Genomic DNA, 14,999 nt, shown 5'->3' with positions numbered 1-14,999 from the left:
CCGGTTGCTAATTACTTCACCAGATTCAGCGCCTCAATAGGGGTTGCCAACGATAAAGCCTTGCTCTTGGTAGCGTCGGCGGGCTGACTGGCCACTTTTACCGCAGTAGCCCGCCAGGTCTCACGATCAATTTCAGACGTAAACCATTTGGCACCGGCCGTTCCAACCAACACGGCCCCCATCAGTTGTCCTACCGTGACGGTGGGCACTGCCTGCTGGATTTCCGACGTACCTATCACGTAATTAGCCAGTGGGCCGTATAGCCCCCATGACACGCCCGCCGCCGCTGCGCTGACCAGCATATTGCCCAGTAAACCAGGTTTATACACGGTAACGCCGTCGATCTTCACGAATTTAGGAAGCTCAAAGCCACTCCGATTAAGGAGCGCGTTGATAATCCCGCCCACCGTCCCGGCCAGGCAGATGTAGAACAGAATAAGCCAGATGGTCATGAGTTATAGGGATTGAGTAACAGGCTTACTTAGAGCGCCTTACGGTTAGCTTTTGTATATAGATTGAAAATAGGAATGTCGGCAGTAAGCTTAAGGCCATAACGCCAGGATTGGGGATCAAACACGACGGTGCCATCCTTGATTGCCCGGAGCTGGGGGCCATGCTGCGCGCCAATTCCCAGAGACAATACATTGCTGAAACTATGTATAAAGTACGCGCCCGGGGCTATGATATTCTGCCAGGTTAATTCGGGAAGGTCAGCGGTGTTGGCATCGTTGAGGCGAAAAGCAAAAATGCTGCCTATATCGATGAGTGATACAAAAATCCCGTTCGCCTGGCGGTCTTTGTTTAGAACCTTTACCTGCGATTTTCCCCACCCTGCATAAAAGCCAACTGGCGCCGACGGGGCAATCAATCCCCGGCTTGACTGCTGTAACGCTTTAAAATTAATGCCTCCTTCATTGGCCTGAACACCAGCGTAAACGCCGCCAAATGAATTGATTGAGACAGAAAAATAGGTATTGCGCTTGATTCGGTAACTGCCTACTGGCAACGCTGCCGATTCCAGTGCCAGCAGCATCTCATCTTTAGTTGTCGCATTCACCACCGTGACCATAAACGAGCCATACTTCATCAGGTTACCAACCGCGCCAGTTACCGCCCCGTCGCCGATGGTTTCGCGCACATTGGCAGAAACAGCTGCTGCCCCCACGGTGGCTTTTGCAGTAGCAATTGCCTCGGATAAGGCTTGAACGGGTACGCCTCTGAATGCAGAACGCACCTTGACGTTCAGCTTGTCGGCGTCTTTCAACAACCGTTTCTGTTTACGGGTTAGTGCGGCTACACTGGCAGGAGGTACCGTTTTGAATAACGTTTGTAAGAGTGTAACTGAGTGGCTTAGCGCTAAACCGTATCTTTTTTCCCAGACATTCCGGACAATCGGGATGCACTGGCGACTGATCGCAAAAGCATCTTTACTGGCTACAGGTGTCTGAGCGAGCGTTCCGGCAATGATTGTGTAAAAGTCGAAGCTGTTCTCCAGGATGGTAATGCCCGTTTCAAGCATACTGAGATAATGGGGGGCCAGATTTGGTTTGTTGTTCAAGGCCTGCGCAGCCTGCTGTTCGGCCAGTATACGCTCCTTGGCCAGACGAAACGTTTCCGCCCCCGTAACGACCGACGAAATCACTTTGTAAAATGTGCTCTGGCTAGAGCTAAGATCTTGATTGATAAAGGTATATAATGACTTAGAAGCCGGGCCGGGCCGAACAGTAATTGATTTGAGCAGGGGTTCTTCTTTAGCCAGGATCAGCCCAAGAAACAACTTTAATACCGTGCTATCAGTTGCTAATTGGGCCAACTCCTCCCTTTTAAGAAGCTGTTCGCCCGCTGTATCTGTCGTACTGTTGCGCGCTAGTAAGGAAAGAAGTTGTAGGGCATGTTGTACGGCCGGTTCCTGCATGGATAAAACGGCTCGACTATTGCCTAGCTGACTTAATACGGTCAGTCCGGGGCGACCCTCCTGCAACTCGCCAACTAACTGAAGTGAAGCAAGGGTTACATCGAACAGCACCGGCGAACGAAGTGTCGTTGCCGCCAATTGACGATTGTAAGACAGGTAATTGACGGTATTTTTGGGCAAAGAAGCCAAGTCCTGCTCAAAGGCTTCCTGTAATGACTGTAGAAAACTGGTGTAATTATACGGGTCGGCATTCAGCAAAACCGAATGGCTTTCTGGAAATAGGAGCTTGAGGGAATCTGGATTATTGGTCAGCAACAGTCGAAAGCGCTGGAGAAAGGCAGCGTTGATTTCTTCCTTAAATCGTTTGGCGATGAACGTACCCAGCGCATCTGCAACGAGCGTGGGATTAAGCAGACTTTTCTGGCCAGCCTCCATCACCGTAAACTGCATTGGATCGCCGGGTGATCGGGTAGAAAGTACTGCATTGACGATCAGATCAACAGTGGCCGCACTGCCCAATGCCTGCTTTATGAACGTGTTGGCTGTTATGGCCGCTCGTAGTGAATCTGGATTTCCGTCGACTAACTTGAAATAGGCAAGCAGATATGACTTTATATCAGCGTACCTGGGCGTGGGGCTTAGTAACCTGGCAATCGCCACCGCATCCCTGAACGGGATCATACTAACCGGTAATAAAGCAAAATTCACCCGTGACGGACGTACCTGGACCTCATAGCTACCTGTTTGTTCAGGTAGACAGACCGGATCAGTGCCAGAATGCATGACATGAGCCGTTGTCTGAATCAGTTCAGCATCGTGAGATAAAGCTGCATCAAGTAGTTGAGCATCGCCCCGTTGCCCCAGTGGCCAGACCGTATCGGCGACTGAATAGCCTGTTTCGCAGCCCGGTTCGACTGGCAAAATGGTAAACTGAGCTAGTGAAATGGTTGGAATAAGGCAAGTGAGCAGGGTGAGTAGGGGTGCTGTCATAAAGCGATTGATAGAGGAAAACGCTACAAAAACCTTCAGAGCCTATTCTGGCTGAGTGATTGGCAGAGTCAGCATAACCTGTGTCCCCTGCGTTGGAATTGACATGATCTGACAGGTACCACCAATAAGTTCGGCGCGGCGTTGCATGGTGCGAAGCCCAGCCCCGGACGTTCCCAGCTCCCGATTTTGTAGCTCAGCTATATCGAAACCCTGCCCATCATCGCTGATCTGCAGGGTAAATAAACTGGTAGAGAAAGTAGCCGCTACCGCAATCCGGTTGGCCTGGGCATGTTTGATCGCATTGTTCAGAATTTCCTGCACAACCCGGAACAGAATTATCTCGCGCTGGAAACCCAGCGATTGCTGATTGCCGGTTAAACTAAATTCAGTCGTGAAACGGCCTGTTTGTTCCAGGCGGTCAAGTTCGTGTTGTAGACTGTCGATGAGCCCAAACTGCTCGATAAACTCTTTATCCAAGCTTTTGGTCAGTGAACGTACTTCCCGAATGGCCAGGTCAACGATCGCTCTGACATCGAGCATTCGGTTCGCTACCCATTCCGGGTCATTTTCTTCTTCCAGACTGTTCAGATGAAGCTTTGTCAGGGACAGTAACTGGCCAATATTATCGTGTAGATCGTTGCCTACCTGCTGTAGTGTCTGGTTTTGTACTTCAATCTGTACTTGCAGTATTTCCTGTTCATAAGCAATCTTCATCTCAATCTTCTCCTTCAAATTCTGCAACTGACGCCGTTGAAAAAGCAGTAAAAAGCTGACAATAAAAACAGCTAATACCAGAAAGACTATGGTGCTAACAATAACAACGAGATATAGATTATCTTCCATCTCCAGTCCGACCAGCTACAGTAAAAGCTACTGTAAACATACAATAACGGATGGCGGTAAGTACATAATTTATATAAAAAAGGTTTTTACCTGCTGCTTTGAAACGATCGCTCAGTAGAAAATAAAATCCGGTGACGATGGCACTCCCAGTGCAGGAAAAAAGCAAACTAATAGCAATCCAGAAAAGAGGCTCTCTGCTTATAGTCAACAGTTTATCACTGGTTGCAAGTGACCAGAGATAAAGTAAAATGACTGGTAACAAGAGCAGACACATGACCAGATACAAATTAGTACTTGAGGCGCGATCCTGTAAATGAACTGTAAGCTGGTAAAGCCCCAGGCCAAACAAGCCAATGGCTACTGACCTGAAAATTCGTGGAGGCTTGGGTTTGAATAAATTTATATAAATAGCAAATTCAGCAGGGAGCATTAGGTCATACTGGCCCCTTGTCCAGATACCAGTCGGATCAGGTACTACTTCGAGCAACCCATCAATGAGCAAAGCGAGGCATAAATAAATAAGCAGAGGACGCAGCGAAGATGGGCTGAGGTTGGTGTAATAAAAGACACCAACCCCAACACAAATGACTTCCAATGCTATGATGAATAGCATCATGATTAGTAATCGAAGAGTAGATCATCATCATCGTCTGGACAGTTCGGTGTGCATAAACGATGAGAGGTAAATGGTACTTTCCCTACTCGTTGATAGTCATAAATAGCACAGATTCGTTTTCTTAACTTATCGAGCGTTAACAGAACAATTGGAGTAGGGCTTGACTTGTCGTTATAAATCGTTGCTTCGCCCGAAACTTGTTTTACAAAAACTAACAGGTATTTTAAATCTTTACCATCCAAACATGGATATAATCTGACCGCGTCGTATTGTACAGTATCTCCTGTGATACGGCGTAAGCTAGTTTCATTTATACACAAATGTTCTTCTAGGGTTCCTTTGATGAAGCGCCCGGTTTTTAAATATCTAAAAGCACTATCGCAGAAATTAGCGCCAAATTTCTTTCTGCCTTTCATGGCTTTTTCTTTAAAATTAATATACAGCCTGGCGGCTCTGGCCGAGTCGATCAGTACAGAGTTTGTAGGCGTCTTGAGCATGGTCACTACGCCTCCTGGACAGGGTGGGAGAGGATGGTGCAAAGTTGAGGTTGCCGAGGAATCCACCTGGGTGGTAGACTGATCCGTTTTTTTGGCTTGCTCGCAGGCAATGGCGACAAAGAGGCACAGGCAAATGATTATTACGATTCTGAGCATGTTTGTAGGGTGTTAAGTTGGCACGAAGCACATTGAATACAGGTGAATGCACAACGGGAATTTTCCCGTATTTGTAATGGGTAGTTAAATTGTTTGGTGTGGCGTATAGAGCGGAAAGCAAATGAACTGGGTCAGGCCACAAAACTACATGGCCCATCAGCCCTACTCCATGGGCAATTAACCTGACTTTATCGGGTATTATTACGGTCTGCTTTCCGGGTAATCGATCAGGAATACTTGACTATCAGGTTACTGTAAGTTACCTTTCGTTGCCCTGAATCAACCCGCACCCCATGAAAACCTCTATCGCCATCGTCGACGATCATTACCTGATGGCCCAGGCATTAGCTGAACTAATTAGTCGATTTGAAACCTACGAGGTAACGTTCTGTGCTCAGAACGGCCGTGATCTGATCAATCTGCTGAAACAGCACGCACTGCCTGAGATATTGATTATGGATGTGCATATGGCCGAAATGAATGGCCAGGAAACAGCCCGCTACCTACGCGAAAATCACCCTACGCTGAAGGTGCTTGCTCTTTCTATGCTCGATGACGAAAAGACGATCGCGCAGATGATGCAGCAGGGTGCACGAGGCTATTTGCTGAAAGGGTGCCGGCCGTCTGAACTTCGACAAGCCCTTGATGACATTCGGACCAAGGGCTACCATTACTCTGATTACCTGACCAGTCGGCTCATCAGTCAACTCAGCCAACCCGCTCAGGTTGAAGTCACTAGCCACTTAAATAAGCGGGAGTCGGACTTTATTCGCTGGGCCTGTAGTGAACTGACCTACGTTGAAATTGCCGATAAAATGTGTGTTAGCCCTCGAACGGTAGACGGCTATCGGGAGTCTGTCTTTGAAAAACTGGGTGTTAAGAGTCGGCAAGGATTAGTCATGGAAGCCATTAAACGAGGGCTGGCTTAACAACCGTTCAGTTAACAGACATTACGCGCCCGCTAATTCGGTGGCAATCTTCGCCGATAACAGACAAAGCGGGATGCCCCCACCCGGATGCACACTACCTCCTACGAAGTACAGGTTGTCGAACTGGTGCGAAAAATTAGCATGGCGTAGAAAAGCCGCAAATCGGTTGTTGCTGCTATTCCCGTACAGCGCCCCCTGCGAACTGGAGGTACGTGCCTCAATGCTACGCGGATCAAGAACACTTTCCGTTTCAATGCACTGGGCTACAGCTGTACCCAATACACGGCTTAGCTTGTTCAAGATGTTCTGCCGCGCTTTCTCAATTATAGCGTCCCAGTCCTGGCCGGTATTGTTGGGCGCATTGAGCAGGATAAACCAGTTTTCGCGGCCCGGCGGTGCGTCGTCGGGTTTGTGTTTCGAGGTGATATTCAGGTAAATGGTGGGGTCGTCGTACAGCTTGTTTTGCTGGAAAAGGTGATCGAATTCCGACCGGTAATCCTCGCTGAAGAAGATGTTGTGCAGATCCAGTTCAGCAAAGGTCCGGTTGATGCCCCAGTAGAAAATTAGTCCCGAACTTGATTTGGGTTGCCGCAGAATGCGCTCGGGTTGTTTGGCAGTAGGCATCAGCTTCCGAAAGGCATTGACCACATCCATGTTGCAGACTACCCGGTCGAAAAGCTGGAGGCTCGAGGGAATCATTGCGTCAGGCTGTTGAGGTACAGCGCTGACCCGAAGGCCAGTCACCTGCTTTTTCTCTGTCACGATCTCGTCGACCTGCGTATTGAACCGGAACCGAACGCCTAGTTCCCGGGCCAGTTGCACCAGGCTGTCTGTAATACTGACCATGCCTTTCGTCGGGAAAAAGGCACCGATGTTATATTCCAGATGCGGAATAATGTTCAGCGTCGCTGGCGTCTGATAGGGGTCAGACCCATTATAAGTTGCGTAACGATTGAAAAGCTGAACAAGCTTCGGGTGTTGAAAGCGACGTTCATTGGCAGCATTCATGGTTCCAAAAACGCCTAGTTTAGGTAAGTTCAAATAACCCCGTAAGGCATCACGGCCTAACCACGTACCCAGCTTATGCAGCGATTTTTGTAAGAACAGTTTTTCGGTGACGTCATATTTCAACGCGCTGTCGGCCAGCTGATCCAGTAAATGCTGTCCTGGTTCACCCAGCACAGTTTCAACTTCTCGAGCGAAGCGGGCCTGATCGGCCCAGGCAGTCAATCGGGTTCCATCATCCCAGAAATAGCGACAGGTTTCGTCGAGGCGGATGTATGAGAAATAATCGGAAGGGTTGCGGCCGGCCAGCCGAAACAGGTCCTCTACCAGATCGGGCATGGTAAATAGCGAAGGTCCCGCGTCGAACCGGTAGAGTCCACCGTCGGGAGCTATATCGTCAAACGTTGACAGTTTGCCCCCCGGATAGCTGTTTGCCTCGAATACATCAACGCTATAGCCTTTGGCAGCTAAACGAATAGCTGAAGCGATACCCGCAATACCGGCTCCGATAATAGCAGCTTTCACTTATTTTCTCAGGTAATAATTCAGGGTTGGGTTCACGCCGTTTGCTTTTTCACTCAGCGTAAAATAGCCTTTGTTTCCGCGGTCAAAGCAGATGGCTTCGCCCTGAGGTTCAAGGCGATAGGGAAGATCCCGTGAGGCTGTCAGCTGCATGGCATCGGCTACGGACTGACCGCTTTTGCGGCTCCAGTAAAAGATATTGGTGTAGGTACGTATCACTACTTCTGAACCGTCGGGCGAGAAAGCGCCGCCTGTTACATAGGTATAGGGCAGTTCGCCCAGTAGCTCGGCGGTGAGGAGCGTCGTTGTGCTTTGCGGGTAAGCCAGCCGGTACAGATGCACTTTTGTTTCCCGCTTCGACACGATATACAGATCTTTTGTCTGCGGATCGCACATGAGCGTTTCGGCATCACGGGCGCCGTCAGGGTATTTAAAGTTGATCTTCTCAACAGGCCCCACGGCGCTGGTCAGATTCGTTGGCTCGGGGAGACGGTAAATGGCATATTGGCCGTACTGCGCGTTGTTGTCGCCAATTTCACCAATGTAGAGGTAAGTGGTGCCTGCCTGCGGACCCGGTCCGATGGTCATGTCTTCCCAGTCACGGTTTGTTGAGGTGGGGATCGCCAATTTACCCCTGATGTGACCGTCGTAACCCAGCAGCGCCAGCTCGGCCGGGCTACCACTGTCTTGCTCCACCCATAACGTACCTGGCATACTCCGACTGTCGGCAATGCCCGATGCTTCGTTGATCTGATCCGCATCAACTGGCGTCATGGTCGGTTCAGTGCTAAACTGAACGGGGTTCGGTGATGGGTCCTGGCAAGCAGCAAGTGAGACAATCAGAAGTGAAGAGACAAGAATGCGGTGCATGAAGTGAATGGCTATTTGACTACAAAAGACGATAGTTTCAACCACAATTAGGGCTGCATAGTTATGGAATGTATGAGCGGAAGGTGATATTCACGAACGATTAAACCTTAAACGACACTTTTCACTCTAATCAATACAGCATCTGTTACCGTTGACACGGATTTAATTATGAAGAAAATCGTGCTTTTTGTGCTCCTGGCTCTGCCAGCAATTTTTTACCAGTGCGGTGTTGGCCGCCAGATCGGCGAAGCCAAAGCGCTGGGCGACTGCAAATACAACATCATTTCGGCCGATAGTATGTTGGTGGCTGGCTACGATGTTCGCGAATTTCGGAATATCCGCAAGCTGGAGGATTTCAATCCGATAAAATATCCGCGATTGGCTGCAGGTCTATTGACGAGGAATATTCCGTTTGGCGCCAAGATCAACCTCGAGATTACGAACCCTACGACGAAGCTGGCTGCCTTGAATCAGCTGGAATACAAGGTGTTGCTGGCGGGCAAAGAGCTGGCCAATGGGTTTATTAACCAGCGGATCGAAGTGCCGTCGGCGGGTGGTAAAACTATTGTGCCCGTACACCTGAAAACGAACGCTTATGAGCTGCTGACCGACCCTGCCACCCGCGATGCGTTTACGAACGTGTTCCGCAACCTGAGTGGTGAGCAGGGCAGCACGCCAACGAAAGTGACCATCAAGATCAAACCAACGATCGATATGTTCAACAAAGCCGTGAACTACCCCGGTTACATTACCATTGAACAGGAACTGACTGGAAAGATGTTGGTTGGCGGGTGATAAACTACACCTGAGGGTGTTCTGCCGCCGCGCTTTCAGACCGAAATCCCTAAGCTTCATTGGGCTGATAACCAATAAAAAACGCCGCTCTGCTTAATCGCGGAGCGGCGTTTTTTTGCGCAACCAGGTACGTTATAATTGCCAAAATGGCTGAAATTTAGCCGGAATTCACAATTTTCAGCCATTTTGGCGGAGAAAACAGCGCGGCTCAAGATTTGTTTAGTAGTACGTAACAGCATCCTACTAAACCATGGACTTTAAAAATTACACCATAAAAGCGCAGGAGGTCGTGCAGCAGGCGGCCCAGATTGCGCAGGGCAATCAGCAACAGGCCGTAGAAACGGGTCATGTGCTGAAAGCTATTCTGGATGAAGACCCAAACACAGTCGGTTACCTGGCCAAAAACGTTGGTACCGACATTAGCCGGTTGAATCTGGCACTGAACGCTATTGTAACTGGTTACCCGAAAGTAGTTGTGAGTGGTAGTACCGAGCAAGGTATCTACCTTGGTTCTGATCTCAACTCCGCTCTGCAACGCGCTACAACTTTCCTGAAAGAATTTGGCGATGATTACGTCAGCGTTGAGCTGATGTTGCTGGGGCTTGTCGGCGGGAAAGACGCCGTGGCCACGTTGTTAAAAGACGTTGGCTTCTCTGAGAAATCGCTAAAAGACGCTATTAAGGCCCTTCGGGGTAAAAATAATCCTGTGAAAAACCAAAACGCAGAAGCAACCTACCAATCGCTCGAGCGATATAGTATTAATCTCAACGAGCGAGCCAGTGCGGGAAAGATCGACCCCGTGATTGGTCGTGATGAAGAAATTCGGCGGGTGCTTCAGATTCTGAGCCGCCGTACCAAAAACAACCCGATCCTGCTGGGTGAGCCGGGCGTAGGTAAGACTGCCATTGTGGAAGGACTGGCCCAGCGAATTGTGCAGGGTGACGTACCTGAGAACCTGAAATCGAAGATCATCGTATCGCTCGATATGGGTTTGCTGGTGGCCGGTGCCAAATACAAAGGCGAGTTTGAAGAACGCCTTAAATCGGTGATTAAGGAAGTGACCGACTCGGAAGGGGAGATCATCCTGTTCATTGATGAGATTCATACGCTCGTGGGCGCAGGCGGCGGTGGCGAAGGCGCGATGGACGCGGCCAACCTGCTAAAACCAGCCCTGGCCCGCGGTGAACTGCACGCTATCGGCGCCACTACGCTCAAAGAATACCAGAAATACATCGAGAAGGACAAAGCGCTCGAACGTCGTTTTCAGGCCGTTATCGTTGATGAGCCGGATGTAGCTGATGCCATCTCGATTCTGCGGGGTATCAAAGACAAATACGAGCTCCACCACGGGGTACGTATTAAAGACGATGCTGTGATTGCCGCCGTTGAATTGTCGAACCGGTACATCAGCGATCGTTTCCTGCCCGATAAAGCCATTGATCTGATGGATGAAGCGGCGGCCAAACTTCGCCTGGAAATGGACTCTGTTCCCGAAGAACTCGACGAACTGAATCGCCGGATCATGCAGCTGGAGATTGAACGCGAAGCCATCCGCCGGGAGAACGACCGGGACAAGGAAACAGTGCTGAACAAGCAGATTGCCGACCTTAGCGACGAACGGAATGAACTGAGAGCTAAGTGGGAAACGGAGAAAGAATCAGTCAACGAAAGCCGTAATGCCAAGGAACAGCTCGATCAGCTCCGGTTTGAAGCCGAGCAGGCCGAACGCGCTGGCGACTATGGTAAAGTGGCCGAAATTCGCTATGGTCGGATCCCTGAACTGGAAGCCAAACTAAACGCTGCCACGCAATCGGCGGCGAACGCAGATGGGTCAGACCGGATGATGCAGGAAGAGGTAAATGCCGAAGACATTGCTGAGGTAGTGGCCAAATGGACGGGCATTCCGATGAGCCGTATGGTGCAGTCGGAGCGCGACAAACTGCTGTTCCTCGAAGCCGAACTTGGCAAGCGCGTAGCCGGTCAGGAAGAAGCCATTGAAGTTGTGGCCGATGCCGTTCGCCGCAGCCGCGCTGGTATGCAGGACCCTAAACGGCCCATTGGTTCATTCATCTTCCTGGGCACCACCGGCGTTGGTAAGACCGAGCTGGCCCGGGCCCTGGCCGATTTCCTGTTCAACGACGAAAATGCGCTGGTCCGCATCGACATGAGCGAATACCAGGAGCGCCATGCCGTAAGCCGGCTGATTGGTGCCCCTCCTGGGTACGTTGGTTACGATGAAGGTGGGCAGTTGACCGAGGCCGTTCGTCGGAAACCCTACAGCGTTATCCTGCTCGACGAGATCGAAAAGGCGCACCCGGATGTGTTCAACATCCTGCTGCAAGTGCTCGACGATGGCCGCCTGACCGATAACAAAGGCCGTGTAGCCAACTTCAAGAACACGATCATCATCATGACCTCGAACATCGGTTCGCAAATCATCCGGGAGCGGTTCAGTGACATCGACACCGCCAATCGGGAGGCGGTGATCGACCAGACGAAGGAGGAAGTGTTCGAGCTATTGAAACAGACTGTTCGCCCTGAATTCCTGAACCGGATCGATGAACTGGTGATGTTCCAGCCGCTGACGAAACGCGAGATCCGCAAGATCATGGATATCCAGTTCCGGCAAATTCAGCATCGCCTGGCCGAGCAGGGAATGGTGCTCGAAGCCGACAACGAAGTGCTTGACTTCATCGCCCGCGAAGGCTACGACCCCGTCTTTGGGGCCCGCCCGCTAAAACGGGTAATGCAGCGCCGGATCCTGAATGCGCTTTCGAAAGAAATTCTGTCGGGCCGTATCCAGAAAAATGCGATCGTTGGCATGATGTTGAACGAAGACGAAAACGGGCAGGAGGATATCATCTTCTATAACCTGGATAAGGTGGTACCCGTGTTAGACTAAGCCAATAAACAAAAAAGGGCGGGCCATCAGGTCCGCCCTTTTTTGTTTATAAACAACTAATACGCGATATCCGGTACAAGTCGCAGCTAAACAGATGATGCTAAGTAAACTTACCGAAATGCTCCGGCAATTTTTTACTGGACAGCCTGTACGGCGCGCTTATGTGTTTGGCTCGGTAGCAAGGGGGGAGGCTACAGAGCTAAGTGACGTTGACGTACTGATTGAGCTAGACCACGATGCGTCTTATAACAGTCGCGCTTCTTAAGTATCAGCTTATCGCTTTCCAGGTACGTTGCCTATTCTTCCAATGCGCGTTGCCGAACGACCTCGTACAGCACCACACCCGTAGCTACCGATACGTTTAGTGAACCCACTTCGCCCAAGAGGGGAATTTTTACGTGATTGTCAACCGCCCGCAGAATTTCAGGAGAGATACCGTCATCTTCCGACCCCATGACAATGGCCAGCGGACCTTTCAAATCAGTTGTCTGAGCAAACAGGTCGCGGTGCGATTTCTCGGTGCAGGCCACTACCTGAACGCCTGATTTTTGCAGGTAACTGACCGTATCGGCCAGATCGAATTCGCGGCAAACCGAAATATGGTTTAGCGCGCCCGACGAGGTTTTCATGGCATCGGAGTTGATGGCAGCTGATCCCTTTCCGGGGATAACGATGCATTGCACACCCGCGCACTCGGCCGTACGGGCAATGGCGCCGAAATTACGCACGTCGGTAATCCGGTCGAGCAGGAGGAGGAAAGGCACTTCACCGCGCTCATATACGTCGGCCATCACGTTCGACAGCTTCACGTATTGTACCGCAGCTACGAGACAAACAACCCCCTGGTGATTTTTACGGGTCAGGCGGTCCAGCTTTTCGGTCGGTACGCGCTGAATGGTCACCCGATTCTGAAAAGCAAGTGACTGAATATCCGGGTTGCTCAGTTCCTTCTCCATGTACAGCTTATCAATCTGCTGCCCGGACCGTAGCGTTTCTATGACCGACTGGATGCCATACACCATCTCCTCCGATTCTGGGCGGGATGAATGTTGCCGAAACTCAGAACGCGGTTTGTCGTAACCGCCAGATCGGGGCGGGCGCGAACCTGACGGCCGGGCGTCAGACGAACGCGGGGCTGATGGAGCCGGACGCTCCGGACGGGCCGTTGGTTGTTCTTCTGTCAGATGATCGTCAGACGCTTCACGAGCTGGTTGTCTGAATGGGCCACGGCCTTCTTCCCGGCGACGATCAAAAGACCGTCCCGACGGGCGCTCGGTGGAACGAGTGGCTGGGTTCCGGTCAGGTACGTTCCTGTCGAAGGTGGGGCGCGCAGAACGGCCTACAGGCGATGACGATCGTTCTGGCTCGTCTGGCCGGGTAAAATCGCGGGGACGGTCATCATCGAATGATTCGTCAGAACGATTGGTGTCTCTGTTTACTCGCGAATTGCGCCGGTTCTCCATGCTTCTACTATTGGGTACCAGATGGGCTGATATTCGGTGTAACGAACCAGCTCATAATGGTCCTCGACAAATTGATTTTGCTTTCTATTAAAGGTAAAATTCACTTCCGACAGGTTATTCCGGCGGTTGTAGACCCACACCTCCCGGTCGCGGCTCCGCTGAACCCGGTCGGGCGAACCCAGAATAATGTAGATCATGCCTTTATCTGTTTTCCAGCCTTCTTTATAGGTCGTAAACAGTTGGTTGGCTTCTTCCACACGGTTATAATAGGCGCGAATAGCCTGCTTAGCCACCTCTTCGTTACCCGCCATTAACGAGAGCCAGTAGCGGTCAAGTGATTTTTTCGCCTCCTTCGTATTGTTCAGTTCAGCGATTTCTGTGCCCGTACTCATGTACAACAAGGGTTTCACCAACCGCTCGGGGCGGGTCATCTTCGGAAACCGCATGTCAGTGGCCATCACACCAATACCAAACTGATCACTTGTATCAGCCACAAAATAATAGAGCCCTTCGCCAGGTAGCCGGATAGGTTCATTGGTCGACACCATCATGGTCGTGTCGATAGCCAGTGTCCTCGGTGCAGGCCGTTGGGTCGACGTCATAGGGGGCAGGGCAGGATCAAACTCATGTTTGTAGCGGTATACATACAGGTTTCTCCGGGTGCCCATAACGTCACGAATCATGATCGTGTCCTGCGCTCGCGTAAAGTTACGCAGTTGAGGCTGGCGGCCAGTGGCGTCGAAAAGAGCAAACTGATCGGATAGTTTGGTTGGCTTGAACCGGAGTGGTAAATCGTTGAGTGCTTTTTTGCCTGTGCCTGTCTCCGATAGTTCAGTCAATAGAATAGCATTCGTTGCCCCTTTTGGCCGGTTCAGCGTAAAAGTAAGCATGAGCTGATTCCCTATTGTCGTTACCGATTCGGCGGTGAGCGGAACGTTGCCATACCCCAAACGCTCCCTGTTGTTGTAGTCAGGGTAGATGACATAGTTGGCAATGAAACGGTCCCGAAATGTGTCAACTGACATGGGTTGACCATTCGGCTGCGTTGTCGAGATGTTCAGAAACACCCGTACGGCGGTGGTATCGATAGCCAGAAATTTACCTTTGACGGCCGTAACCACCCATTCACTGCGTGGTTGCTCAGGACTAGTTGGCGCAGCGCCTACAGCCGTGGATGGGGCAGATCGTGCACTTGTATTGGGCCGCGAGGGCGTAGGATCTGACGAGATGGGTCGGGTACGAGTCGGTTGTTGCGCCGTAGCTGACCGGTCGGGCATGGGAAATTGCGGCTTCTGCGGAGCGCAGGCCGCTAGCAACGCCAGAATCGGAAGTAAAAGATAACTACGCATGAAAAAAGATTGTGTCAGTGTTGGTCATGCCTTGTTGGTTAAAACCAGCTGGTCGAGGCAAAGCTAGCTACAATTGTAGGTGCCTGCTAGCTAAACGAATAACTCAATCCGTTTCGTTTGGTTAGCCGGTGTTTTGACCTGCTGGTG

General features: G+C 50.8%; 13 protein-coding genes. 4 read left to right on the top strand and 9 right to left on the bottom strand.

From position 1 onward, the window contains the following. Positions 1-11: 11 nt before the first annotated feature. The 5 genes from ACAW75_RS08560 to ACAW75_RS08540 are packed head-to-tail and all read right to left on the bottom strand — an operon-like array spanning position 12 to position 5,017. Positions 12-452, bottom strand: coding sequence for a hypothetical protein (locus ACAW75_RS08560; protein WP_370728277.1), 441 nt, complete (start codon positions 450-452; stop codon positions 12-14). A 29-nt stretch (positions 453-481) separates the two neighbouring features. Further along, positions 482-2,905: a hypothetical protein gene (locus tag ACAW75_RS08555; RefSeq protein ID WP_370728276.1), complete on the bottom strand. Its 2,424-nt coding sequence runs from the start codon at positions 2,903-2,905 to the stop codon at positions 482-484. A 42-nt stretch (positions 2,906-2,947) separates the two neighbouring features. After that, complete coding sequence (locus tag ACAW75_RS08550; protein ID WP_370728275.1) at positions 2,948-3,748, bottom strand: sensor histidine kinase; 801 nt, start codon at positions 3,746-3,748, stop codon at positions 2,948-2,950. Beyond that, positions 3,738-4,364 carry a hypothetical protein gene (locus tag ACAW75_RS08545; protein WP_370728274.1) on the bottom strand — a complete coding sequence of 209 codons (627 nt, stop codon included), beginning with the start codon at positions 4,362-4,364 and terminating at the stop codon, positions 3,738-3,740. The genes ACAW75_RS08550 and ACAW75_RS08545 overlap by 11 nt, the downstream gene beginning before the upstream one ends. A 2-nt stretch (positions 4,365-4,366) precedes the next feature. Next, positions 4,367-5,017, bottom strand: coding sequence for a hypothetical protein (locus tag ACAW75_RS08540; protein ID WP_370728273.1), 651 nt, complete (start codon positions 5,015-5,017; stop codon positions 4,367-4,369). A 293-nt stretch (positions 5,018-5,310) separates the two neighbouring features. Here ACAW75_RS08540 and ACAW75_RS08535 point away from each other — a divergent pair, with 293 nt between their 5' ends. After that, complete coding sequence (locus tag ACAW75_RS08535; RefSeq protein ID WP_370728272.1) at positions 5,311-5,946, top strand: response regulator; 636 nt, start codon at positions 5,311-5,313, stop codon at positions 5,944-5,946. 21 nt (positions 5,947-5,967) lie between these two features. On the opposite strand, the gene crtD is transcribed toward ACAW75_RS08535, so the two are convergent. Together crtD and ACAW75_RS08525 are read right to left on the bottom strand one after the other, a co-directional pair. Continuing rightward, positions 5,968-7,476 (bottom strand): 1-hydroxycarotenoid 3,4-desaturase CrtD, encoded by a 1,509-nt coding sequence (gene crtD, locus ACAW75_RS08530; protein WP_370728271.1) that lies wholly within the window; start codon positions 7,474-7,476, stop codon positions 5,968-5,970. Continuing rightward, positions 7,477-8,343, bottom strand: a complete 867-nt coding sequence (locus ACAW75_RS08525) for a PE-PGRS family protein (RefSeq protein ID WP_370728270.1) — start codon at positions 8,341-8,343, stop codon at positions 7,477-7,479. 168 nt (positions 8,344-8,511) lie between these two features. Here ACAW75_RS08525 and ACAW75_RS08520 point away from each other — a divergent pair, with 168 nt between their 5' ends. The 3 genes from ACAW75_RS08520 to ACAW75_RS08510 all read left to right on the top strand — a co-directional run bounded on the left by ACAW75_RS08520 (position 8,512) and on the right by ACAW75_RS08510 (position 12,305). Beyond that, on the top strand, positions 8,512-9,138 hold the full coding sequence (locus ACAW75_RS08520; protein ID WP_370728269.1) for a hypothetical protein: 627 nt from the start codon (positions 8,512-8,514) through the stop codon (positions 9,136-9,138). A gap of 250 nt (positions 9,139-9,388) precedes the next feature. Then, entirely contained in the window at positions 9,389-12,040 is a 2,652-nt protein-coding gene (clpB, locus tag ACAW75_RS08515) for an ATP-dependent chaperone ClpB (protein ID WP_370728268.1), read from the top strand. A gap of 94 nt (positions 12,041-12,134) precedes the next feature. Continuing rightward, positions 12,135-12,305 (top strand): nucleotidyltransferase domain-containing protein, encoded by a 171-nt coding sequence (locus ACAW75_RS08510; RefSeq protein ID WP_370728267.1) that lies wholly within the window; start codon positions 12,135-12,137, stop codon positions 12,303-12,305. Between the two features lie 31 nt (positions 12,306-12,336). Here ACAW75_RS08510 and rlmB read toward each other — a convergent pair whose 3' ends face one another. After that, a complete protein-coding gene (rlmB, locus tag ACAW75_RS08505; RefSeq protein WP_370728266.1) occupies positions 12,337-13,503 on the bottom strand; it encodes a 23S rRNA (guanosine(2251)-2'-O)-methyltransferase RlmB in 1,167 nt (388 codons plus the stop codon). Further along, positions 13,476-14,852: a GWxTD domain-containing protein gene (locus ACAW75_RS08500; protein WP_370728265.1), complete on the bottom strand. Its 1,377-nt coding sequence runs from the start codon at positions 14,850-14,852 to the stop codon at positions 13,476-13,478. Before ACAW75_RS08500 ends, rlmB begins: the two co-directional genes overlap by 28 nt. Between the last annotated feature and the right edge of the window lie 147 nt (positions 14,853-14,999).

The organism is Fibrella arboris (genome assembly GCF_041321095.1).
Lineage (GTDB): Bacteria > Bacteroidota > Bacteroidia > Cytophagales > Spirosomataceae > Fibrella > Fibrella arboris.
The sequence above is the reverse complement of the archived record's forward strand: the minus strand, read 5'-3'. Positions and strand labels throughout refer to the sequence as shown.